Source organism: Achromobacter agilis (genome assembly GCF_900496965.1).
GTDB lineage: Bacteria > Pseudomonadota > Gammaproteobacteria > Burkholderiales > Burkholderiaceae_B > Achromobacter > Achromobacter agilis.
This window is the reverse complement of the sequence record NZ_UFQB01000002.1, coordinates 340,510-356,455: the sequence shown is the minus strand read 5'-3', so window position 1 is coordinate 356,455 and position 15,946 is coordinate 340,510. Positions and strand designations below refer to the sequence as shown.

14 protein-coding genes are annotated in these 15,946 nt (G+C 67.3%); 2 read left to right on the top strand and 12 right to left on the bottom strand.

Annotated elements, in window-relative coordinates; all coding sequences use genetic code 11:
- The first annotated feature begins 120 nt into the window (after positions 1–120).
- Positions 121–2,727, top strand: a complete 2,607-nt coding sequence (gene clpB / locus AGI3411_RS03840) for an ATP-dependent chaperone ClpB (protein WP_129526132.1) — start codon at positions 121–123, stop codon at positions 2,725–2,727.
- A 60-nt stretch (positions 2,728–2,787) separates the two neighbouring features.
- Here the strand turns inward: clpB and AGI3411_RS03835 are convergent, their stop codons facing one another.
- From AGI3411_RS03835 to AGI3411_RS03810, 6 genes are read right to left on the bottom strand one after another with little or no spacing between them, the layout of a single operon-like run.
- A complete protein-coding gene (locus AGI3411_RS03835) occupies positions 2,788–3,762 on the bottom strand; it encodes a 2-hydroxyacid dehydrogenase (protein ID WP_129526085.1) in 975 nt (324 codons plus the stop codon).
- Positions 3,759–5,387 carry an ABC transporter ATP-binding protein gene (locus tag AGI3411_RS03830; RefSeq protein WP_129526084.1) on the bottom strand — a complete coding sequence of 543 codons (1,629 nt, stop codon included), beginning with the start codon at positions 5,385–5,387 and terminating at the stop codon, positions 3,759–3,761. The genes AGI3411_RS03835 and AGI3411_RS03830 overlap by 4 nt, the downstream gene beginning before the upstream one ends.
- Positions 5,384–6,229: an ABC transporter permease gene (locus tag AGI3411_RS03825; protein ID WP_129526083.1), complete on the bottom strand. Its 846-nt coding sequence runs from the start codon at positions 6,227–6,229 to the stop codon at positions 5,384–5,386. Before AGI3411_RS03825 ends, AGI3411_RS03830 begins: the two co-directional genes overlap by 4 nt.
- Positions 6,226–7,200 (bottom strand): ABC transporter permease, encoded by a 975-nt coding sequence (locus AGI3411_RS03820; protein ID WP_129526082.1) that lies wholly within the window; start codon positions 7,198–7,200, stop codon positions 6,226–6,228. Before AGI3411_RS03820 ends, AGI3411_RS03825 begins: the two co-directional genes overlap by 4 nt.
- 28 nt (positions 7,201–7,228) lie before the next feature.
- Complete coding sequence (locus tag AGI3411_RS03815; protein WP_129526081.1) at positions 7,229–8,794, bottom strand: ABC transporter substrate-binding protein; 1,566 nt, start codon at positions 8,792–8,794, stop codon at positions 7,229–7,231.
- Positions 8,795–8,846: 52 nt separating this feature from the next.
- Positions 8,847–9,638, bottom strand: a complete 792-nt coding sequence (locus AGI3411_RS03810) for a class II aldolase/adducin family protein (protein ID WP_244240240.1) — start codon at positions 9,636–9,638, stop codon at positions 8,847–8,849.
- A gap of 171 nt (positions 9,639–9,809) precedes the next feature.
- On the opposite strand from AGI3411_RS03810, the gene AGI3411_RS03805 reads away from it, so the two are divergent.
- Positions 9,810–10,565 carry a GntR family transcriptional regulator gene (locus AGI3411_RS03805; protein WP_129526080.1) on the top strand — a complete coding sequence of 252 codons (756 nt, stop codon included), beginning with the start codon at positions 9,810–9,812 and terminating at the stop codon, positions 10,563–10,565.
- On the opposite strand, the gene AGI3411_RS03800 is transcribed toward AGI3411_RS03805, so the two are convergent.
- From AGI3411_RS03800 to AGI3411_RS03775, 6 genes are all read right to left on the bottom strand, one after another.
- The gene (locus tag AGI3411_RS03800) at positions 10,562–10,978 is read right to left on the bottom strand and encodes a Rieske (2Fe-2S) protein (RefSeq protein WP_129526079.1); all 417 of its coding nucleotides are present in this window, start codon (positions 10,976–10,978) and stop codon (positions 10,562–10,564) included. The two genes, AGI3411_RS03805 and AGI3411_RS03800, sit on opposite strands and share 4 nt — an antisense overlap.
- Positions 10,953–11,825, bottom strand: coding sequence for an intradiol ring-cleavage dioxygenase (locus AGI3411_RS03795; protein ID WP_129526078.1), 873 nt, complete (start codon positions 11,823–11,825; stop codon positions 10,953–10,955). The genes AGI3411_RS03800 and AGI3411_RS03795 overlap by 26 nt, the downstream gene beginning before the upstream one ends.
- Positions 11,826–11,834: 9 nt before the next feature.
- On the bottom strand, positions 11,835–13,295 hold the full coding sequence (locus tag AGI3411_RS03790) for an aldehyde dehydrogenase family protein (RefSeq protein WP_129526077.1): 1,461 nt from the start codon (positions 13,293–13,295) through the stop codon (positions 11,835–11,837).
- Positions 13,296–13,329: 34 nt separating this feature from the next.
- Entirely contained in the window at positions 13,330–14,349 is a 1,020-nt protein-coding gene (locus AGI3411_RS03785) for a hydroxyquinol 1,2-dioxygenase (RefSeq protein WP_129526076.1), read from the bottom strand.
- Between the two features lie 45 nt (positions 14,350–14,394).
- Positions 14,395–14,889 (bottom strand): cupin domain-containing protein, encoded by a 495-nt coding sequence (locus tag AGI3411_RS03780; protein ID WP_129526075.1) that lies wholly within the window; start codon positions 14,887–14,889, stop codon positions 14,395–14,397.
- Positions 14,890–14,958: 69 nt separating this feature from the next.
- Positions 14,959–15,927 carry a tripartite tricarboxylate transporter substrate binding protein gene (locus AGI3411_RS03775; protein ID WP_129526074.1) on the bottom strand — a complete coding sequence of 323 codons (969 nt, stop codon included), beginning with the start codon at positions 15,925–15,927 and terminating at the stop codon, positions 14,959–14,961.
- Between the last annotated feature and the right edge of the window lie 19 nt (positions 15,928–15,946).

The window sequence follows — 15,946 nt, the reverse complement described above, 5'->3', positions numbered from 1 at the left end:
CACGTCGATAAAACCATGGCATGGGCAGGGTGTTGAAATTTTCCCATCCGGCCACATATTCAGCTTATCGAGCCCGCCGGCACGTATCGGTCAGGCTCCCCAACAAGCCAAATGACCATTATGCGATTCGACAAACTGACAACCAAGTTCCAGCAAGCCCTGGCCGACGCTCAGAGTCTGGCCGCCCGCAACGACCACCCCTATATCGAGCCCGTCCATGTGCTCTCCGCCTTGCTGTCGGATTCCGACAGCGGCGCGGGCAGCCTGCTCGCGCGCGCCGGGGTCGCGGTCAACCGGCTGCAGCCGGCCATCGAAAGCGCCCTGAAGTCCCTGCCGCAGGTGCAAGGCGAAGATAACGTCCAGGTCGGCCGCGACCTGCAGGGCGTGCTCACGCGCACCGACAAGGAAGCCGCGCGTCGCGGCGACACCTATATCGCCAGCGAACTGTTCCTGCTGGCGCTGGCCGACGACAAGGGCGAGGCGGGCCGCATCCTGCGCGAGGCGGGCCTGCAGAAAAAGGCCCTGGAGGCCGCGATCGACGCCGTCCGCGGCGGCGAGAACGTGTCCGGCGCGGAAGGCGAATCCAACCGCGAAGCGCTCTCCAAGTACACGATGGACCTGACCGAGCGCGCCCGCCAGGGCAAGCTCGATCCGGTCATCGGCCGCGATGACGAAATCCGCCGCACCATCCAGATCCTGCAACGCCGCACCAAGAACAACCCTGTGCTGATCGGCGAACCCGGCGTGGGCAAGACCGCCATCGTCGAGGGCCTGGCGCAGCGCATCGTCAACGACGAGGTCCCCGAAACCCTGCGCGGCAAGCGCGTGCTGTCGCTGGACCTGGCCGCGCTGCTGGCCGGCGCCAAGTTCCGCGGCGAGTTCGAAGAACGCCTGAAGGCCGTGTTGAAGGAACTCTCCCAGGACGACGGCAGCAACATCGTCTTCATCGACGAGCTGCACACCATGGTGGGCGCGGGCAAGGCCGAAGGCGCGATGGACGCGGGCAACATGCTCAAGCCGGCGCTGGCGCGCGGCGAGCTGCATTGCATCGGCGCGACCACGCTGGACGAATACCGCAAATACATCGAGAAGGATGCGGCGCTGGAGCGGCGCTTCCAGAAGGTGCTGGTCGATGAACCCGACGTGGAATCCACCATCGCCATCCTGCGCGGTCTGCAGGAACGCTACGAGATCCACCACGGCGTCGAGATCACCGACCCGGCCATCGTGGCCGCGGCCGAGCTGTCGCACCGCTACATCACCGACCGCTTCCTGCCCGACAAGGCCATCGACCTGATCGACGAAGCCGGTGCGCGCATCCGCATGGAAATCGATTCCAAGCCCGAAGTGATGGACAAGCTGGACCGCCGCATCATCCAGCTCAAGATCGAGCGCGAGGCCGTCAAGAAGGAAACGGACGACGCTTCGAAGCGCCGCCTGGGCGTGATCGAGGACGAGCTGGAAAAGCTGCAGCGCGAGTACAACGACTTCGAGGAAATCTGGAAAGCGGAAAAAGCTGCCGTCCAGGGCACGCAAGCCATCAAGGAAGAGATCGACAGCGTGCGCGCCGAAATGGCGGAGCTGCAGCGCAAGGGCCAGTTCGACAAGCTGGCGGAGCTGCAGTACGGCAAGCTGCCCGACCTGGAGGCGCGCCTGAAGGCAGCCGAAGTGGGCGCCGCTGAAGCGGCCGACGAGGCCGAGGGCGGTGACGGGCGTCCGCGCCTGCTGCGCACCCGCGTCGGCGCCGAGGAAATCGCCGAAGTCGTGTCGCGCGCCACCGGCATTCCGGTATCCAAGATGATGCAGGGCGAACGCGACAAACTGCTCCACATGGAGGAATACCTTCACAAGCGGGTAGTGGGCCAGGACGAAGCCGTGCGCCTCGTGTCCGACGCGATCCGGCGCTCGCGCGCCGGGTTGGCGGATCCGTCACGCCCCTACGGCTCGTTCCTGTTCCTGGGGCCCACCGGCGTGGGCAAGACCGAACTGACGCGTGCGCTGGCGGAATTCCTGTTCGACTCCGAAGAGCACATGATCCGCATCGACATGAGCGAATTCATGGAGAAGCATTCCGTGGCGCGGCTGATCGGCGCGCCGCCGGGATACGTGGGCTACGAAGAGGGCGGTTACCTGACCGAGGCCGTGCGGCGCAAACCGTACAGCGTGGTGTTGCTGGACGAAGTGGAAAAGGCGCACCCGGACGTGTTCAACGTGCTGCTGCAAGTGCTGGACGACGGCCGCCTGACCGACGGCCAGGGCCGCACGGTGGACTTCCGCAACACGGTCATCGTAATGACGTCCAACCTGGGTTCGCATCATATCCAGACCCTGGCCGGTAAACCGTACGAAGTGATCAAGGAAGTGGTGTGGGACGAGCTGAAGCAGACGCTGCGTCCCGAGTTCCTGAACCGCATCGACGAGGTCGTCGTGTTCCATGGCCTGGAAGCGCAGCACATTGAGTCGATCGCCCGCATCCAGTTGCGCCGCCTCGGCGAGCGCCTGGAACGGCAGGAGATGCGCCTGGAAGTGAGCGAGCCCGCGCTGGCGGAGCTGGCCCGTTCCGGCTTCGATCCGGTGTTCGGCGCGCGCCCCTTGAAGCGCGCGATCCAGCAGCAGATCGAGAACCCGGTGGCGCGGCTGATCCTGGAAGGCCGCTTCGGCCCGCGCGACGTGGTGCCGGTGGACTGGCAGGACGGACAGTTCGTCTTCACGCGAACCTTGCAGTGATGAAAAGGCCCGGCATGCCGGGCTTTTTTTTCGTTGGCTGACCGATGGCCGTCCGCGGCCTCAATACCCCCGCGCCGCGTCGGCGCAGGTTTCGGGCCGCTTGCCCGATTGCACGGCCAGCAGATTCTCCAGCGTTTGGCGGGCAATGGCCTCCGCCGGGGTGCGCGTGGCGATGTGGGGAGTTACCAGAATGCCGGGATGGTTCCAGAACGCATGGCCTTGCGGCAAGGGTTCTTCGGGCGTGGCGTCCAGCGTGGCGTAGCCCAGTTGTCCCGACGCCAGCGCCGCCAGCAGGTCCTGTGCGACCAGGTGTTCGCCGCGGCCCGCGTTGACGACGTGGGCGCCTCGCGGCATTTGGGCAAAGGTGTCCGCATTCAGGAAGCCGCGGGTATCGTCCGTCAGCGGCAGCAGGCATACCAGCGTGTCGGCCGCGGCCAGCAGTGGCGGCAGCCCTGCGGCCCCGTGATAGCCGGTGATGCCTTCCGGCAGATCCGTCTTGGGGCTGCGGCTCCATCCCGAGACCCGGTAGCCCAGGGCCGCCAATGCGCGCGCAGCGGCCAATCCCAGGCGTCCCAGCCCCGCGATGCCCACCCGGTGTTCCGAAGGCGGCACGATGGGGCTTTCGCGCCAGATGCCTTGGACGCTGTTGCGCGTGTAGTCGGGGAAATGGCGGTGGCGGTTAATGACCGCCCAGGCTACATAGGTACTCATGCCCGCGGTCATGCCCGCCTCGGCCACACGGCAGACCGGCACATGCCGCGGGAGCGCGGGATCCGCGTAGATGTGGTCCACGCCCGCGCCGATGGACTGGATCAGGCGCAGGTTGGGCAGGGTCCTCAGCACGCCATGCGGCGGTTGCCAGCACACGGCGGCGTCGATGTCTTCCGGCTTGCCCAGGGCATCGCCGGTGCGCCATTCGATGTCGGGGCGCAGCGCCTGGAAGGCGGGCATCAGATAGCGCATGTCCAGCACGCGGCTGAGCAGCGCAATGCAGGGCGGACGGCCGGCTTCCGGGGGCAGGATCGGGACGCTCATGCCGCCACCGCCCGTCTGCCGCGTCCGGAGACGATCGCGGCGAAATCCGGCACCGCCCGCACCAGTTCGCGCGTATAGGGCTGGGCGGGTTCCTGGATCACCTGCGCCGCCGGCCCGCATTCGATGATCTGGCCCTGCTGCATGACCGCGATGCGGTCGCACATCTGCGCCGCGACGCGCAGGTCATGGGTCACGAACAGCATGCTCAGCTTGAATTGCTCGCGCACGCTGGCGAACAGCGCCAGCACCTGCGCCTGCACCGAGACGTCGAGGGCCGATACGGGTTCGTCGGCCACGATGAGTTCGGGGTCGGATGCCAGGGCGCGCGCGATGCCGATGCGCTGGCGCTGGCCGCCGGAGAATTCATGCGGATAGCGCACGGCGGCGTCCGGATGGAGCCCGACCAGCTGCAGCAATTGCGCGGCTCGCGCGCGCGCATGGCCGGGCGCCATGCCCTGGGCCAGCGGGCCCGCCATGATCGAGCGGCCGACGGTGTGGCGCGGATTGAGCGAGGCCTGGGGATCCTGAAACACCATCTGAATGCGGCCGGGGGCTGGGCGCGAGCCGTCCGCCTTGCCGTTGAAGACGATCTGGCCGCCGTCCTGGGACAGCAGGCCCGCCACGCAACGCCCCAGCGTGGACTTGCCGGAGCCCGATTCGCCCACCAGGCCCAGCACTTCGCCGCGCTTCAGGCTGAAGCTGATGTCGCGCATCGCTGCCACTTCCCGCCCGCGCCGGAACAGCCCGCCGCCAGAGACATAGGTCTTGCGCAGGTTGCGGACCTCCAGCAGGACGGGATGGACGGCGGCGTTCCGGCCGGCGGGCGGCATGCCATGGGGAATGGCGGCGATAAGCCTGCGCGTGTATTCGTGACGCGGATCGCCCAGCACGTCGGAGGCCGTGCCGGCCTCCACGACGGCGCCCAGCTGCATGACGGCGACGCGGTCGGCGATCTGCGAGACCACGCCGAAATCGTGCGTGATGAACAGCACCGCGGTGCCGCGCTTGGTTTGCAGGTCCCGGATCAGGTCCAGGATCTGCGCTTGGGTGGTGACGTCCAGCGCGGTGGTGGGTTCGTCGGCGATCAGCAGGGCGGGTTCCAGCATCAGCGCGCAGGCGATCATGACGCGCTGGCGCTGTCCGCCGGACAGGCGTCCGGGATAGCTGGCCGCGATGCCTTCGGGATCGGGCAGGCGCACGTCGCGCAGGGCCGAAACGATGCGTGCGCGCTTCTCGGCGGGCGTGAGCTTCAGATGCGCGTCCAGCGCCTCTTCCAGCTGATCTCCGATGCGCATGACCGGATTGAGCGCGGACATGGGGTCCTGGAAGATCATGCCGATGCGGTTGCCGCGCAGTGTCCGCCATTGCGGTTCCTGCAGCGCCAGCAGGTCCTGGCCCTGGAAGGCGATGCTGCCCGCGACCGGCGCCACCAGGGGCTGCGGCAGCAGGCCCATCACCGCGTTGGCGATCATGGACTTGCCCGATCCGCTCTCGCCCACGATGCATAGCGTTTCGCCGGGCGCGATCGACAGGCTGACCTCCTTGACCGCAAGCGGGCGGTCGGCGCCGGCGGGCAGCCGGATGCTCAGGCCGCGGATGTCCAGCAGGCTCGGGGTAGGGCTCATGCGCGGCTCCTCGCGTCCAGACGGGTATTGAGGCCGTCGCTCAGGCCCTCGCCCACGAGGTTCAGGGCCAGCACGGTCAGCAGGATGGCCACGCCGGGGAACAGGCTGATCCACCAGGCCTGCCGCAAGGCGGTGCGGGCCGCGCCTATCATGTAGCCCCAGCTCATGACGTTGGGGTCGCCCAGGCCCATGAAGCTCAGGCTGGATTCCAGCAGGATGGCGGTGGCCACCATTAGCGAGCCCATGACCACGATGGGCGCCGCGGCATTGGGCAGGATCTGGGTGACGATGATGCGCAGGTTGGATTCACCGGCCAGGTGCGCGGCGTGGACGAAGTCGCGGTGGCGCAGCGTCAGGAATTCGCCGCGCACCAGCCGCGCCACGGGAGGCCAGGAGACCAGCGCGATGGCGGTGACGATGGACCCGACCGAGGGCTGGAATATCGCCACCAGCACAATGGCTAGCGCAAAGCTGGGTATGGCCTGGAACAGTTCGGTGAAGCGCATCAGGCCGGTGTCGATCCAGCCGCCGTAGTAGCCGGCGAGCGCGCCGACCGACACGCCGATCAGCAGGCCGGCCAGCGTGGAGATCAGGCCGATCAGCAGCGACACGCGCGCGCCGTAGGCCAGGCCGGAACCGATATCGCGGCCCATGGTGTCGGTGCCGAACGGCAGGCTGGCCATGTCGAGCGGGGGCAGGAAGGGGCGCTGCACCATGGCCCAGGGATCGTGCGCGGCGATCAGCGGCGCGGCCAGGGCCAGCAGCAGCACCGCCGCCATGACGGCCAGGCCGGCCAGGGCGCCCTTGTTGCGGCGGAAGCGCCGCCAGAATCCGTTGTTCATTGCAGTTCTATCCTTGGGTCGGCCAACGTATAGAGCAGGTCGGTGACGATGTTGAACGCCACGGCGAGTGCGGCAGTGATCAGGAAGGTGCCCAGCAGCAGGTTGTAGTCGCGCTGCACCAGCGCATCGAACATCAGGCGGCCGATGCCGGGCCAGGCGAAGACGGTTTCGATCAGCACCGTGCCGCCGACCATCGAACCGGCCTGGATGCCGGCCAGGGTGATGACGGGCAGCAGCGCATTGCGCAGGATGTGGTGCCGCTGGATGCGGCGCGGCGACAGGCCCTTGGCGCGCGCGGTCTTGACGTAGTCCATCTGCGCCACCTCCAGCATGGACGTGCGGGTCATGCGCGCATAGACCGCCATGTAGAAGAGCGCCAGCGTGGCGGCGGGCAGGGCCAGGTGGCGCGCGATGTCGGCCGCGCGCGCCAGCCCCGCATGGCCCGCGCCCACGGTCTCGAAGCCGAATCCCGGCAGCCAGTCCAGCTTGACGGAAAACAGCAGCACCGCCATCAGCGCCAGCCAGAACAGCGGGGTGGCGTAGAACAGCATGGACAGCGTGCTGACCAGGCTGTCCACCCAGGTTCCGGCGCGGGCGCTGGTCCACGCGCCCAGCGCTACCCCCATGGAGAGCGAAATGACGAACGCCGTCATCGTCAACAGCAGCGTGGCTGGCAGGCGTTCGGCGATGAGGCTGATCACCGGCCGCTGCTGGCGGTAGGAATCGCCCAGGTCCAGCCGGACTGCATGCCCGAGGTAGTTAGCCAGTTGTTGCGGCAAGGGCTTGTCCAGCCCGAAGCGCTCGCGCAGCTGCGCCATGAAGACCTCGTCGGTCGCACCGGCTTCGCCCGCCATGACGGCGGCGGGATCGCCGGGCGCGGCCCGGATCAACAGGAAATTGATGACCGCGATCAGGGCCAGCACCAGCAGGCCCTGCACGACGCGGCGCATCAGGTAGGCAAGTTTCTTCATGGCGTTCCCCCTGACTGGATTGCCGCGATCAGGCCAGCGTGGCGCGCGCCAGACTGTCGTTCAAACCTATGCCTGAATTGATCAGGTTCTTGATGTTGTTGCGGTACAGGGTGGGGAACTGCAGCTCCAGCAGCCAGGCCACGGGCACGTCGTCTACCAGCAGGCGCTGCACTTCCTCGTACAGGCGGCGGCGCGCTTCCGGATCCGCCTCGCGCGAGCCGCGTTCGAACAGATCGTCGACCTTGGGATTGCTGTAACCCTCGACGTTGTTCCAGGGCGAACCCTTGGCGATGGTGGACGTGAGGTAGTTGCGGCTGACGCCGAGCGCGGCGTCGCCGTACTGGTAGAGGTAGCAGAAGGCGATGTCGTAGTCCCAGTTGGCGGTCTTTTCGCTCCAGCCTGCGACGTCGGTGGCGGTCATCTCCAGCTTGATGCCGGCCTCGGCCAGATTCTGCCGCGCGATTTCGGCAAAGCGCTGCCAGGTTTCGCCATAGGGCAGCGGCAGCAGGCGCAGGGTCTGGCCCTTGTAGCCGGCTTCCTTGAGCAGTTGCCTGGCGCGGGACAGGTCGCGCGGATACTTGGTCACCTCATCGGTGTGATAACGCACCGTACTGTTGAACGGACCCGTGGCGACCTTGCCGAAGCCGTACCAGGCCACGTTGCGCATGGCTTCGCGGTCCAGCGCGTACATGATGGCGCGGCGCACCCGCACGTCGGCCAGCACGGGGTTGCGGTTGTTCAGCCACATGAAGGAGTGGGGGCCGAAGAACTCCCAGCCCTTGGTGGTGACCTCCACGTTGGGCAGCGCCTTTAGGCGCTCGATGTCGAAGTATTCGACGGTGCCGCCGGGCAGTACGTCCAGCTTGCCGGACTCGAAGGCCGCAGAGCGCGAGGCCGCGTCGGGGATCACGTGGAAGTACAGGGTTTCCACGTTGGGCACGGCGGGTTCGTGGTACTGCTCGTTGCGCACCAGCTGGATGAACGAGCCGCGGCGCCATTCCTTGAACTTGTAGGGGCCGGTGCCGATGGGCGTGTTGTTCGCCGGATTGTTCTGGAAGTCGGTGCCTTCGTAGAGGTGGCGCGGCACCATGGGCATGGTGCCCACCTCGAACAGTCCCAGGAACGGGGCGAAAGGGCGCGGCAGACGGAATTCCACCGTGTGGCCATCCAGCGCTTTGATGCTGTCCACGAAGGCCAGGCCGGCGCGCAGGCGCGCGTGGGTCTTGCGCAGGAATTGGTCGACGCTGAACACCACGTCGTGCGCGTCGAAGGGTTTGCCGTCATGCCACAGCACGCCTTCCTTCAGCTTGAAGGTGTACACGGTGGCCGCGTCGTTCACGGTCCAGGAGGCCGCCAGGCCCGGCATGGGCTCCAATTTTTCGTCGTAGCGCAGCAGGCCTTCATAGATGTTGCCCCCGATCATCTGGGTCGGGCCGTTCTGGATGATGCCCAGCATGAGCCCGGGCGGCTCCGGCTGCACGGCGATGTTCAGCACGCCATTGCGGGCGGCCGCGGCCCATGCGGGCAGGGCGGCGCTGCCGCTCCACCATCCAGCCGTGGCAGCACTGGCGATCAGAAAGTCGCGACGATTCATGTGGTTCTCCTGGTGTCGGGCCGGGGCGGCAAGAAAGGGCAACGCGGGCGGCTCAGGCGCGCGGTGCCGCGGGAGCGCTGGATAGCGGGGGCACCAGCTTGAGCAGCGCGCGCCATTCGCGTTCGCTGGGGTCTGCGGAACCGGGCAGGCGGTTGGTGTCGCCGCTGGCGTATTGGCGCGCGGTTCTCTCGCTGACTTGCGGACTGACCGGATAGGTCGCCTGGCCCGTCGACTGGATCGCGAGCTGGACCCGGCAGGCGCGGTCCAGGTTGAGCATGAGAATGAACGCTTCGGCGACGGTGGCGCCGATGGTCAGCAGGCCATGGTTGCGCAGGATCATGGCCTTGTGCTGGCCCAGGTCGGCGACCAGCCGTTCGCGTTCGTCCAGGTCCAGGGCGATGCCTTCGTAGTCGTGGTACGCGACGCGGTTGTAGAACTGCAGCGCCCACTGGTTCACCGGCTGCAAGCCGCAGGCCAGCGACGAGACCGCCACGCCGGCGACGGTATGGGTGTGCAGCACGCAGCCCACTTCGGGGCGCCCCATGTGCACCGCGCTGTGGATGGTGAAGCCCGCCGGATTCACGTCGTAGGCGGTGGGCGCCACTGCCGTGCCGTCCATGCCGACCTTCACCAGCGAATCCGCCGTGATGTCGCGGAACAGGTGGCCGTAGGGGTTGATCAGGAAGGCGCCTTCCTCGCCAGGCACCCGCGCCGAAATATGGGTGTAGATGCTGTCGTCCATGCCGAAATGGGCGGTCAGCCGATAGCAGGCGGCGAGGTCCTGGCGGGTCTGCCACTCCGCCGCACTCATGGATTCCGGCGCGGAGTCGAGGGAATTAACCATTCAATGCGTTCCTTGGTCGAGTTCGGCCGCGATGGCGGACCGGATGCGAGGCATTATGCGTCGATAGTCAACTGTCGACAGTTAGCAGTAACACTGATATGCTCCAAAATAGCGGGGTGCTATATAGCTGACGCCTGTCCGCTTTTCCTCACCTCAGATTGAGAACACGCCATGCCCGAGACCCCGGCCGCCGCCAGTCCTTTCGAATCCGTCAACGTTCCCGACCTGGTCGGCGTGGTCGAAGACCGGCTGACCCAGGCCATCGTGCAAGGGCGCCTGCCGCCAGGCAGCCGAGTGGTCGAAGCCGAGATCGCGCGGCAGATGGCGATCAGCCGCGCGCCGGTGCGCGAGGCGTCGCGGCGCCTGGAGCGGCAGGGCATCCTGGTATCCAAGCCGCGCCGCGGCTTTTTCGTGCGCGAGATGTCGGTGCGCGAGATCGACGACCTGTTCCAGGTCCGCCTGAGCCTGGAACTGACCGCCGTGGCCGCTGCCTGCGAACACGCGGATGCGGCCGGCATGGCGCGCCTGAGCGGACTGCTGGCGCTGATGATTGCCGAAGCGGCCGATGCGCCGCAGCACCGGCGCATCGAGCTGGACCTGAGTTTCCATACGCTGATCTGCGAGCTGTCGGGCAACGCGTACCTGCTGCGCCTGTTCTCCAGCACCCAGACCGAGATGCGCATGATCATTTCGCTGATCGACAACGTGTACCAGGACCCGGAAATGGTGGCGGCCACGCATCAGCCCATCCTGGACGCCTTGGCGCGGCGCGACGCGCAGGCCGCGCAGGCCTGCATGAAGGTTCATCTGGACGATGCGTGGCAGCACGTCCGCAATCTTTTCGTCTCGCAGCATGGCGCGGCGGACGGCAAGCCTGGAAGCGCGGTGAAGCCTCGCGGGGCGTCCAAGCCGGCAGGCGCTCGCTAGGGGCCGTGGTTCTTCATTGCGCAAGAAGCGGGCGTGCGCGGCAACACCCACGTGCCGCGTGGATCCGAGTCCGCCGCGTAGACGCGGCCGCCGGCCACGCGCAGGGGCTGGGGATCCAATGCCGCGCCCTGGCAGGGGCCTTCGATGCACCGTCCGTCCTCGAAGCGGAACAGGGCCGAGTGATGGGCGCACATCAGCACCTGCCCCTCATAGGTCAGGACCGCGCCGTGGGCGGTGTCCAGCTTGACGGAGAAGTGCGGGCAGCGGTTTAGGTAGCCCCAGACCGCCTCGCCCCGCCGCAGCAGGATCACCGGCCGCGCGGCGACGGACATCGTCAGGGATCCGCCATCGGGGATGTCCTCGACGCGGCAGAGCGCTGCGCCGGGGTCAGGCTCGGGGCAGCACGAAGTCATACAGGCCCTCGTGAAAGTCAGAATCGAATCCGAAGCGCTTGGCCAGGGGAGAGTCCGCGCCTTGCCGGCTGTATTGCAGGACCAGCGACGGCTTCACGCCGAACACCGCGTCCGATGCGAGATATGGATCTTCGGCGTTGAACAGATGGGTGACCAGCCTTTGGTGCCCCGGCGCGTCGATCATGAAATGCAGGTGCGCGGGGCGGAAGATGTGCCTGCCGGTGGCCGCCATCATGCGGCCGACCGGCCCGTCGCCGGGGATCGGATAGGACACTGGCAGGATGGTGCGGATCGCGAAAGCGCCGTCTGCGCCACTACGGTAGCGGCCGCGCAGATTACCGTGGGGCTGGGCGGAGTCCTGGCCCGAATACATGCCGTTGGCCGCCGTTTGCCAGACGTCGAGGACGGCGCCCGCCAGCGGCCGGCCTTCGGTATCCCGGACGTACCCGTGCACCAGCGCCGGCTCGCCCGGCGTGAGCGCCATGTTTTCGCCCGTCTCGCGCTCCGGCATTCCGGCCATGTAGAAGGGACCGAACACCGTGCTTTCGGTGGCCTGTCCCGGTTTGCGGTGATTGATGGCATCCACCAGCATCGAAACGCCCAGCGTGTCGGACAGCAGGATGAACTCCTGCCGCACGGCGCCGTCGCAGATCTGGCCCGTTTCGGTCAGGAACCGGATCGCCGCCATCCATTCGGCCTCGGTGGGCTCGACGTCTGCAACGAAGGCGTGCAGATGCCGCACCAGCGACTGCATCAACTGCCGCAGTCGTGGATCAGGCGTCGGGGCAAAGGCCGCGGCGACCGTGTCGGTCAAGGCGGTTTCGGCGTTTTGAATGGCGGTATTCATGGCGGTTCCTCAGCGCTTGAAATGCGGCGGCATGGCGGCGTCCACATTGACCCACACGGACCTGGCTTCAGTGTAGTCATGCATGGCTTCGAAGCCCATTTCGCGTCCGTAGCCCGACTGGCCCACGCCGCCGAAGGGGCTGCCGGGATTGACCCGCTTGTAGCAGTTGATCCAGCACATGCCCGCATGGATGGCGCCTGCCAGTTTGTGGGCGCGCGCCAGGTCGCGCGTCCACAGGCCGCTGCCCAGCCCGTAGTCGGTCGCGTTGGCGATGGCCAGCGCTTCGTCGTCGCTGCCAAAGCGCAGCACGGTGACAAAGGGGCCGAACACTTCCTCTTGCGCGACCCGGTCCCGGGGCCCGGCTTCCACGATGGTGGGGGCGACGTAGTAGCCGGCGGACAGCTCGCCGCCGGGCGCGTTGCCGCCAGCCAGCACGCGCGCGCCCTGTTCGGCGGCGATGCTCACGTAGGACAACACCTTGTCGCGGTGCTGGGCCGAGGTCAGCGGACCCATTTCCGTATCGGGGGAACGGGGATCGCCCAGGCGGATGGAGTTCGCCAGCGCCGTGAAGCGCTCGAGGAACGCATCGGCGATCCTGTCGTGCAGCATCAGCCGGGAGCCCGCGATGCAGGCCTGTCCCTGGTTGTGGAAGATGGCCCAGGCGGCGCCGTTGACGGCGGCGTCGAGATTGGCGTCGTCGAACACGATGTTGGCGCCCTTGCCGCCCAGTTCCAGCTGCACGCGTTTGAGATTTCCCTTGGACGCCTCGACGATGCGGCGGCCGGTGGCAGTCGAGCCTGTGAAGGCGATCTTGCCCACGTCCGGATGCTCGGCAAGCCGCTGGCCCGCGGTGTGGCCGTAGCCCGGAACCATATTCACGACGCCGTCGGGAAAGCCTGCCTCGGCCATCAGCTCGGCGACGCGCAGGGTCGACAGCGGGGTTAGCTCCGACGGCTTGAGCACCACCGTGTTGCCGGCGGCCAGCGCGGGCCCCAGTTTCCAGCTGGTGAACATCAGGGGAAAATTCCACGGCACGATCTGGCCCACGACGCCGATGGGCGCGCGCTGCACGTAGTTCAGGAAGCCGGCCTCGACGGGGATGACGCTGCCCTGCAGCTTGTCGGCCATGCCGCCGAAATAGCGGAAGCAGCCGGCGGTGCGCGGCACGTCCAGGCCGCGCGTGTCGCGGATCGGGTGCCCGGTGTCCAGCGTTTCAAGTTGCGCCAGCTCCTCGGCGTTGGCTTCGATGAGGTCGGCCAGCTTGAGCAGAAGGCGTCCGCGTTCGGCGGCCCCCATCCGCGACCAGGCGGGAAACGCGCGTTGGGCGGCCTGCACCGCGCGGTCCACGTCTTGCGCCTCGGCGGCGGCGATGGCGGTGATGAGGGAACCGTCGTGCGGATTCAGCACGTCTATCGTGCCGCGGGCGGCCGCGTCCACGAAGCGGCCGTCGATGAAGAGTTTGTTCTGCATGGTTGAGGACTCGCTGCGAGTAGGATTGGGGACTTCAGAACTCGACCGGGTAGGGCGGGAGTTCGCCGCTTTCATAGCGCTGGGGCAGGTCGGGGGTCGCGTTCTCCCAGACCAGCAACATCGAGCGCTTGGTCGAATATCCCTGGTGGCGGATGTCGGCGGGCATGGCGCAGATGTCCCCCGCGCGCATCGTGACGCGGGCCCGCGGCGCGCCGGTGTCCTTGTCGCCGATGTCCCAGACGATCTCGTCGGACAGCTGCAGGAACCACTCCACGCGGTCATTGCCGTGAAAGACCGGCAGGACGAACTCTTCTGTGGTGGGGCAGAACAGGCTGGCGCCGCAGACGGAAGTGACGGAGGGGTTCCAGGTGACGTCCGAACGCGACAGATACTTGAACAGATTGAAGGCGTGAAGCGATCCTTCGAAGCCCGGCTCGGCATGAACCTGCGGCTCGTCCTGGGTCACGTCCGAGAACGCCCGGTTGACCGGCAGGTCATCGCGCAGCGGGGAGTCTTCGGGCAGGCCCGGCATGCGCCGCGTGGCGATGCGTGTGCGCTCGATGGCGGCGATGTTGTCGCCGTGCTTGCGACCGAACGCGGTGCCGGTTTCCTCGGGGGCGGCGAAGGGATCGAAGCCTTCGTTGGTCCAGTCGAGCAGCATCGCCTTGAAGGTGGCCATGATGAGCGGGGTGTCGAATGTCTCCGTGTAGTCCACGCCTGCGGCCTTCATTACGCCGTTGAACGAACCGGCGTAGACGTCCACCTTGCCGTAGTGGTTGCGCGTGCCGAACACGTGATCGAAGTTGACCCAGCCGTAGAAGAAGCCCCACGCCACGTCGCGCATCAGGGCGCGCAGAAAGGCGTCGGCCGCAATGGCGTGGGTGCGCGTCTGGCCCTTGGAAGGCCAGTGCACCTTGACGAAGTATTCGTCGCGGATGAAGGTGAACGCGCCGAGATCGAAGCGCTTGTAGCCGGTGGCGGCGTCGGCAGCGCCGGCGGTGACTTTGCCGGCGGCGAACGAGGGAGTGGGCGCGGGGGTGTCCAGCATGGCCATGTCGTTACTCCTGAAGGAAAAGGGGGGGGCGTGGGTGCGCGCGGTCTATTGCAGGCAGATGTCTGCCCATTTCTCGACGGACAGTTCACCGGCGCGGGTCTGAATCAGCAGCACGCCCGGATAGGGCGCCGTGAAGCGGTAGGCGCAGCCGGCCGGCAGCAGGCATTGATGCCCGCGGCCCAGCAGCACACGGCCCATGGGCTTGCCCGCGGGCGCCGGCCCCGCCGGCACGGCGCCGTCGGCGGCCGCGGGCGGCTGGTCCAGGGCCAGGAATTCGACTTCGGCCTGGCCGTCCATCAGGATGACGAACTCGTCATGGCTGCAGGCATACCATGGGGAAACGCCCTCGGCCCGCAGGGTTTCGATGACGTACTCCAGGTTCTTGCCGACCACCACTTTCTCGTATGGCGCAGCGCTGGCGGCCACCTCGAAGATGTTGGAAAAGACGTAGTGGCGGGGCGAGCCCTGCGTGATCTCGATAGATCCCTTGCGGTAGTGCGTCAGCGAGCCGAAGACGGTATTGGGTGCTGCGGTATTCATGATGCCTCCTGTGTCGGTAAGGCCGTCCGCGGCGGATACGGCGCGGACGGAGGGAGCGGGGCGGGCGTATCAGTCCACCTTGAGGTTGATCTTGCGGATGACGCCCGTCCATTTGGCGGCGTCCTCGCGCAGGCGGCGCGCGGTCGCGTCGGGCGGTTCGGGCAGGGGATCCAGGTCGTTGGCCTGCAGCTTCCGCTTAACCTCCGGCAGCGCCAGCGCGCGCGCCACTTCTTCATTCATGCGGGCCACGATGCCGGCTGGCGTGCCTTTGGGGGCGAACAGCATTTCGCGAAAGGTGGCGTCGTAGCCAGCCACGCCCGCTTGCTGCATGGTCGGCACATTCGGCGCCTGGACCGAACGCTCGGCGCCGGATACCGCCAGCCCGTAGAGCTTGCCTGCCGCTACATAGGGCGCGACCACGGGGGACGCCAGATAGCCGCAGGGGACCTGTCCCGCCAGCACATCCTGGGTGGCGGGCGACGGCCCCTTGTAGGGGACATGCAGGATGCTCAGGCCGGCGCCGGACAGATAAAGCTCCATCGCCAGGTGGCCGGGCACGCCCTGGCCGCCGGAGGCGTAGCTGAGCGCGCCGGGCGTCTTCCTGGCCTGCGCGTCCAGCTGCGCCAGCGTGCGCAGGCCCGACGAGGCCGAGCACACCAGCATCTGGTTGAAGTTCGCCAGCGCGACCACGGGCGTCAGGTCGTCCGCCTTGAAATTGAGCTTGCGGTAGATGGCGGGGTTGATGGTGACGATGGTGTCGGGCGCCTCCAGGAAGGTGTAGCCGTCGGCGGGCGACCGGGCCACCGCTTCCGCGCCGATATTGCCGCCCGCGCCAGGGCGGTTCTCGATGATGAGCGGTTGCTTGAGCGACTGCCCCACCGCGTCGGCCACGATGCGCGCCGCCGTGTCGCCCGGCGATCCCGCGGGAAAAGCGACCACGATGCGGATGGCGCGCGTGGGCCAGTCCTCTTTCGGCTGGGCGTGCGACGCCATGCTGGCGGCCATGCAGGCTGCCAGCGCAAGTAAATGCGGTTTCATGCTGTCTCCTGATTATTTT

Bases quoted from the DNA above. Each gene is read 5' to 3' on its own strand.
- clpB (WP_129526132.1), top strand. From the start codon at position 121: ATGCGATTCGACAAACTGACAACCAAGTTCCAGCAAGCCCTGGCCGAC.
- AGI3411_RS03835 (WP_129526085.1), bottom strand. From the start codon at position 3,762: ATGAGCGTCCCGATCCTGCCCCCGGAAGCCGGCCGTCCGCCCTGCATT.
- AGI3411_RS03830 (WP_129526084.1), bottom strand. From the start codon at position 5,387: ATGAGCCCTACCCCGAGCCTGCTGGACATCCGCGGCCTGAGCATCCGG.
- AGI3411_RS03825 (WP_129526083.1), bottom strand. From the start codon at position 6,229: ATGAACAACGGATTCTGGCGGCGCTTCCGCCGCAACAAGGGCGCCCTG.
- AGI3411_RS03820 (WP_129526082.1), bottom strand. From the start codon at position 7,200: ATGAAGAAACTTGCCTACCTGATGCGCCGCGTCGTGCAGGGCCTGCTG.
- AGI3411_RS03815 (WP_129526081.1), bottom strand. From the start codon at position 8,794: ATGAATCGTCGCGACTTTCTGATCGCCAGTGCTGCCACGGCTGGATGG.
- AGI3411_RS03810 (WP_244240240.1), bottom strand. From the start codon at position 9,638: ATGGTTAATTCCCTCGACTCCGCGCCGGAATCCATGAGTGCGGCGGAG.
- AGI3411_RS03805 (WP_129526080.1), top strand. From the start codon at position 9,810: ATGCCCGAGACCCCGGCCGCCGCCAGTCCTTTCGAATCCGTCAACGTT.
- AGI3411_RS03800 (WP_129526079.1), bottom strand. From the start codon at position 10,978: ATGACTTCGTGCTGCCCCGAGCCTGACCCCGGCGCAGCGCTCTGCCGC.
- AGI3411_RS03795 (WP_129526078.1), bottom strand. From the start codon at position 11,825: ATGAATACCGCCATTCAAAACGCCGAAACCGCCTTGACCGACACGGTC.
- AGI3411_RS03790 (WP_129526077.1), bottom strand. From the start codon at position 13,295: ATGCAGAACAAACTCTTCATCGACGGCCGCTTCGTGGACGCGGCCGCC.
- AGI3411_RS03785 (WP_129526076.1), bottom strand. From the start codon at position 14,349: ATGGCCATGCTGGACACCCCCGCGCCCACTCCCTCGTTCGCCGCCGGC.
- AGI3411_RS03780 (WP_129526075.1), bottom strand. From the start codon at position 14,889: ATGAATACCGCAGCACCCAATACCGTCTTCGGCTCGCTGACGCACTAC.
- AGI3411_RS03775 (WP_129526074.1), bottom strand. From the start codon at position 15,927: ATGAAACCGCATTTACTTGCGCTGGCAGCCTGCATGGCCGCCAGCATG.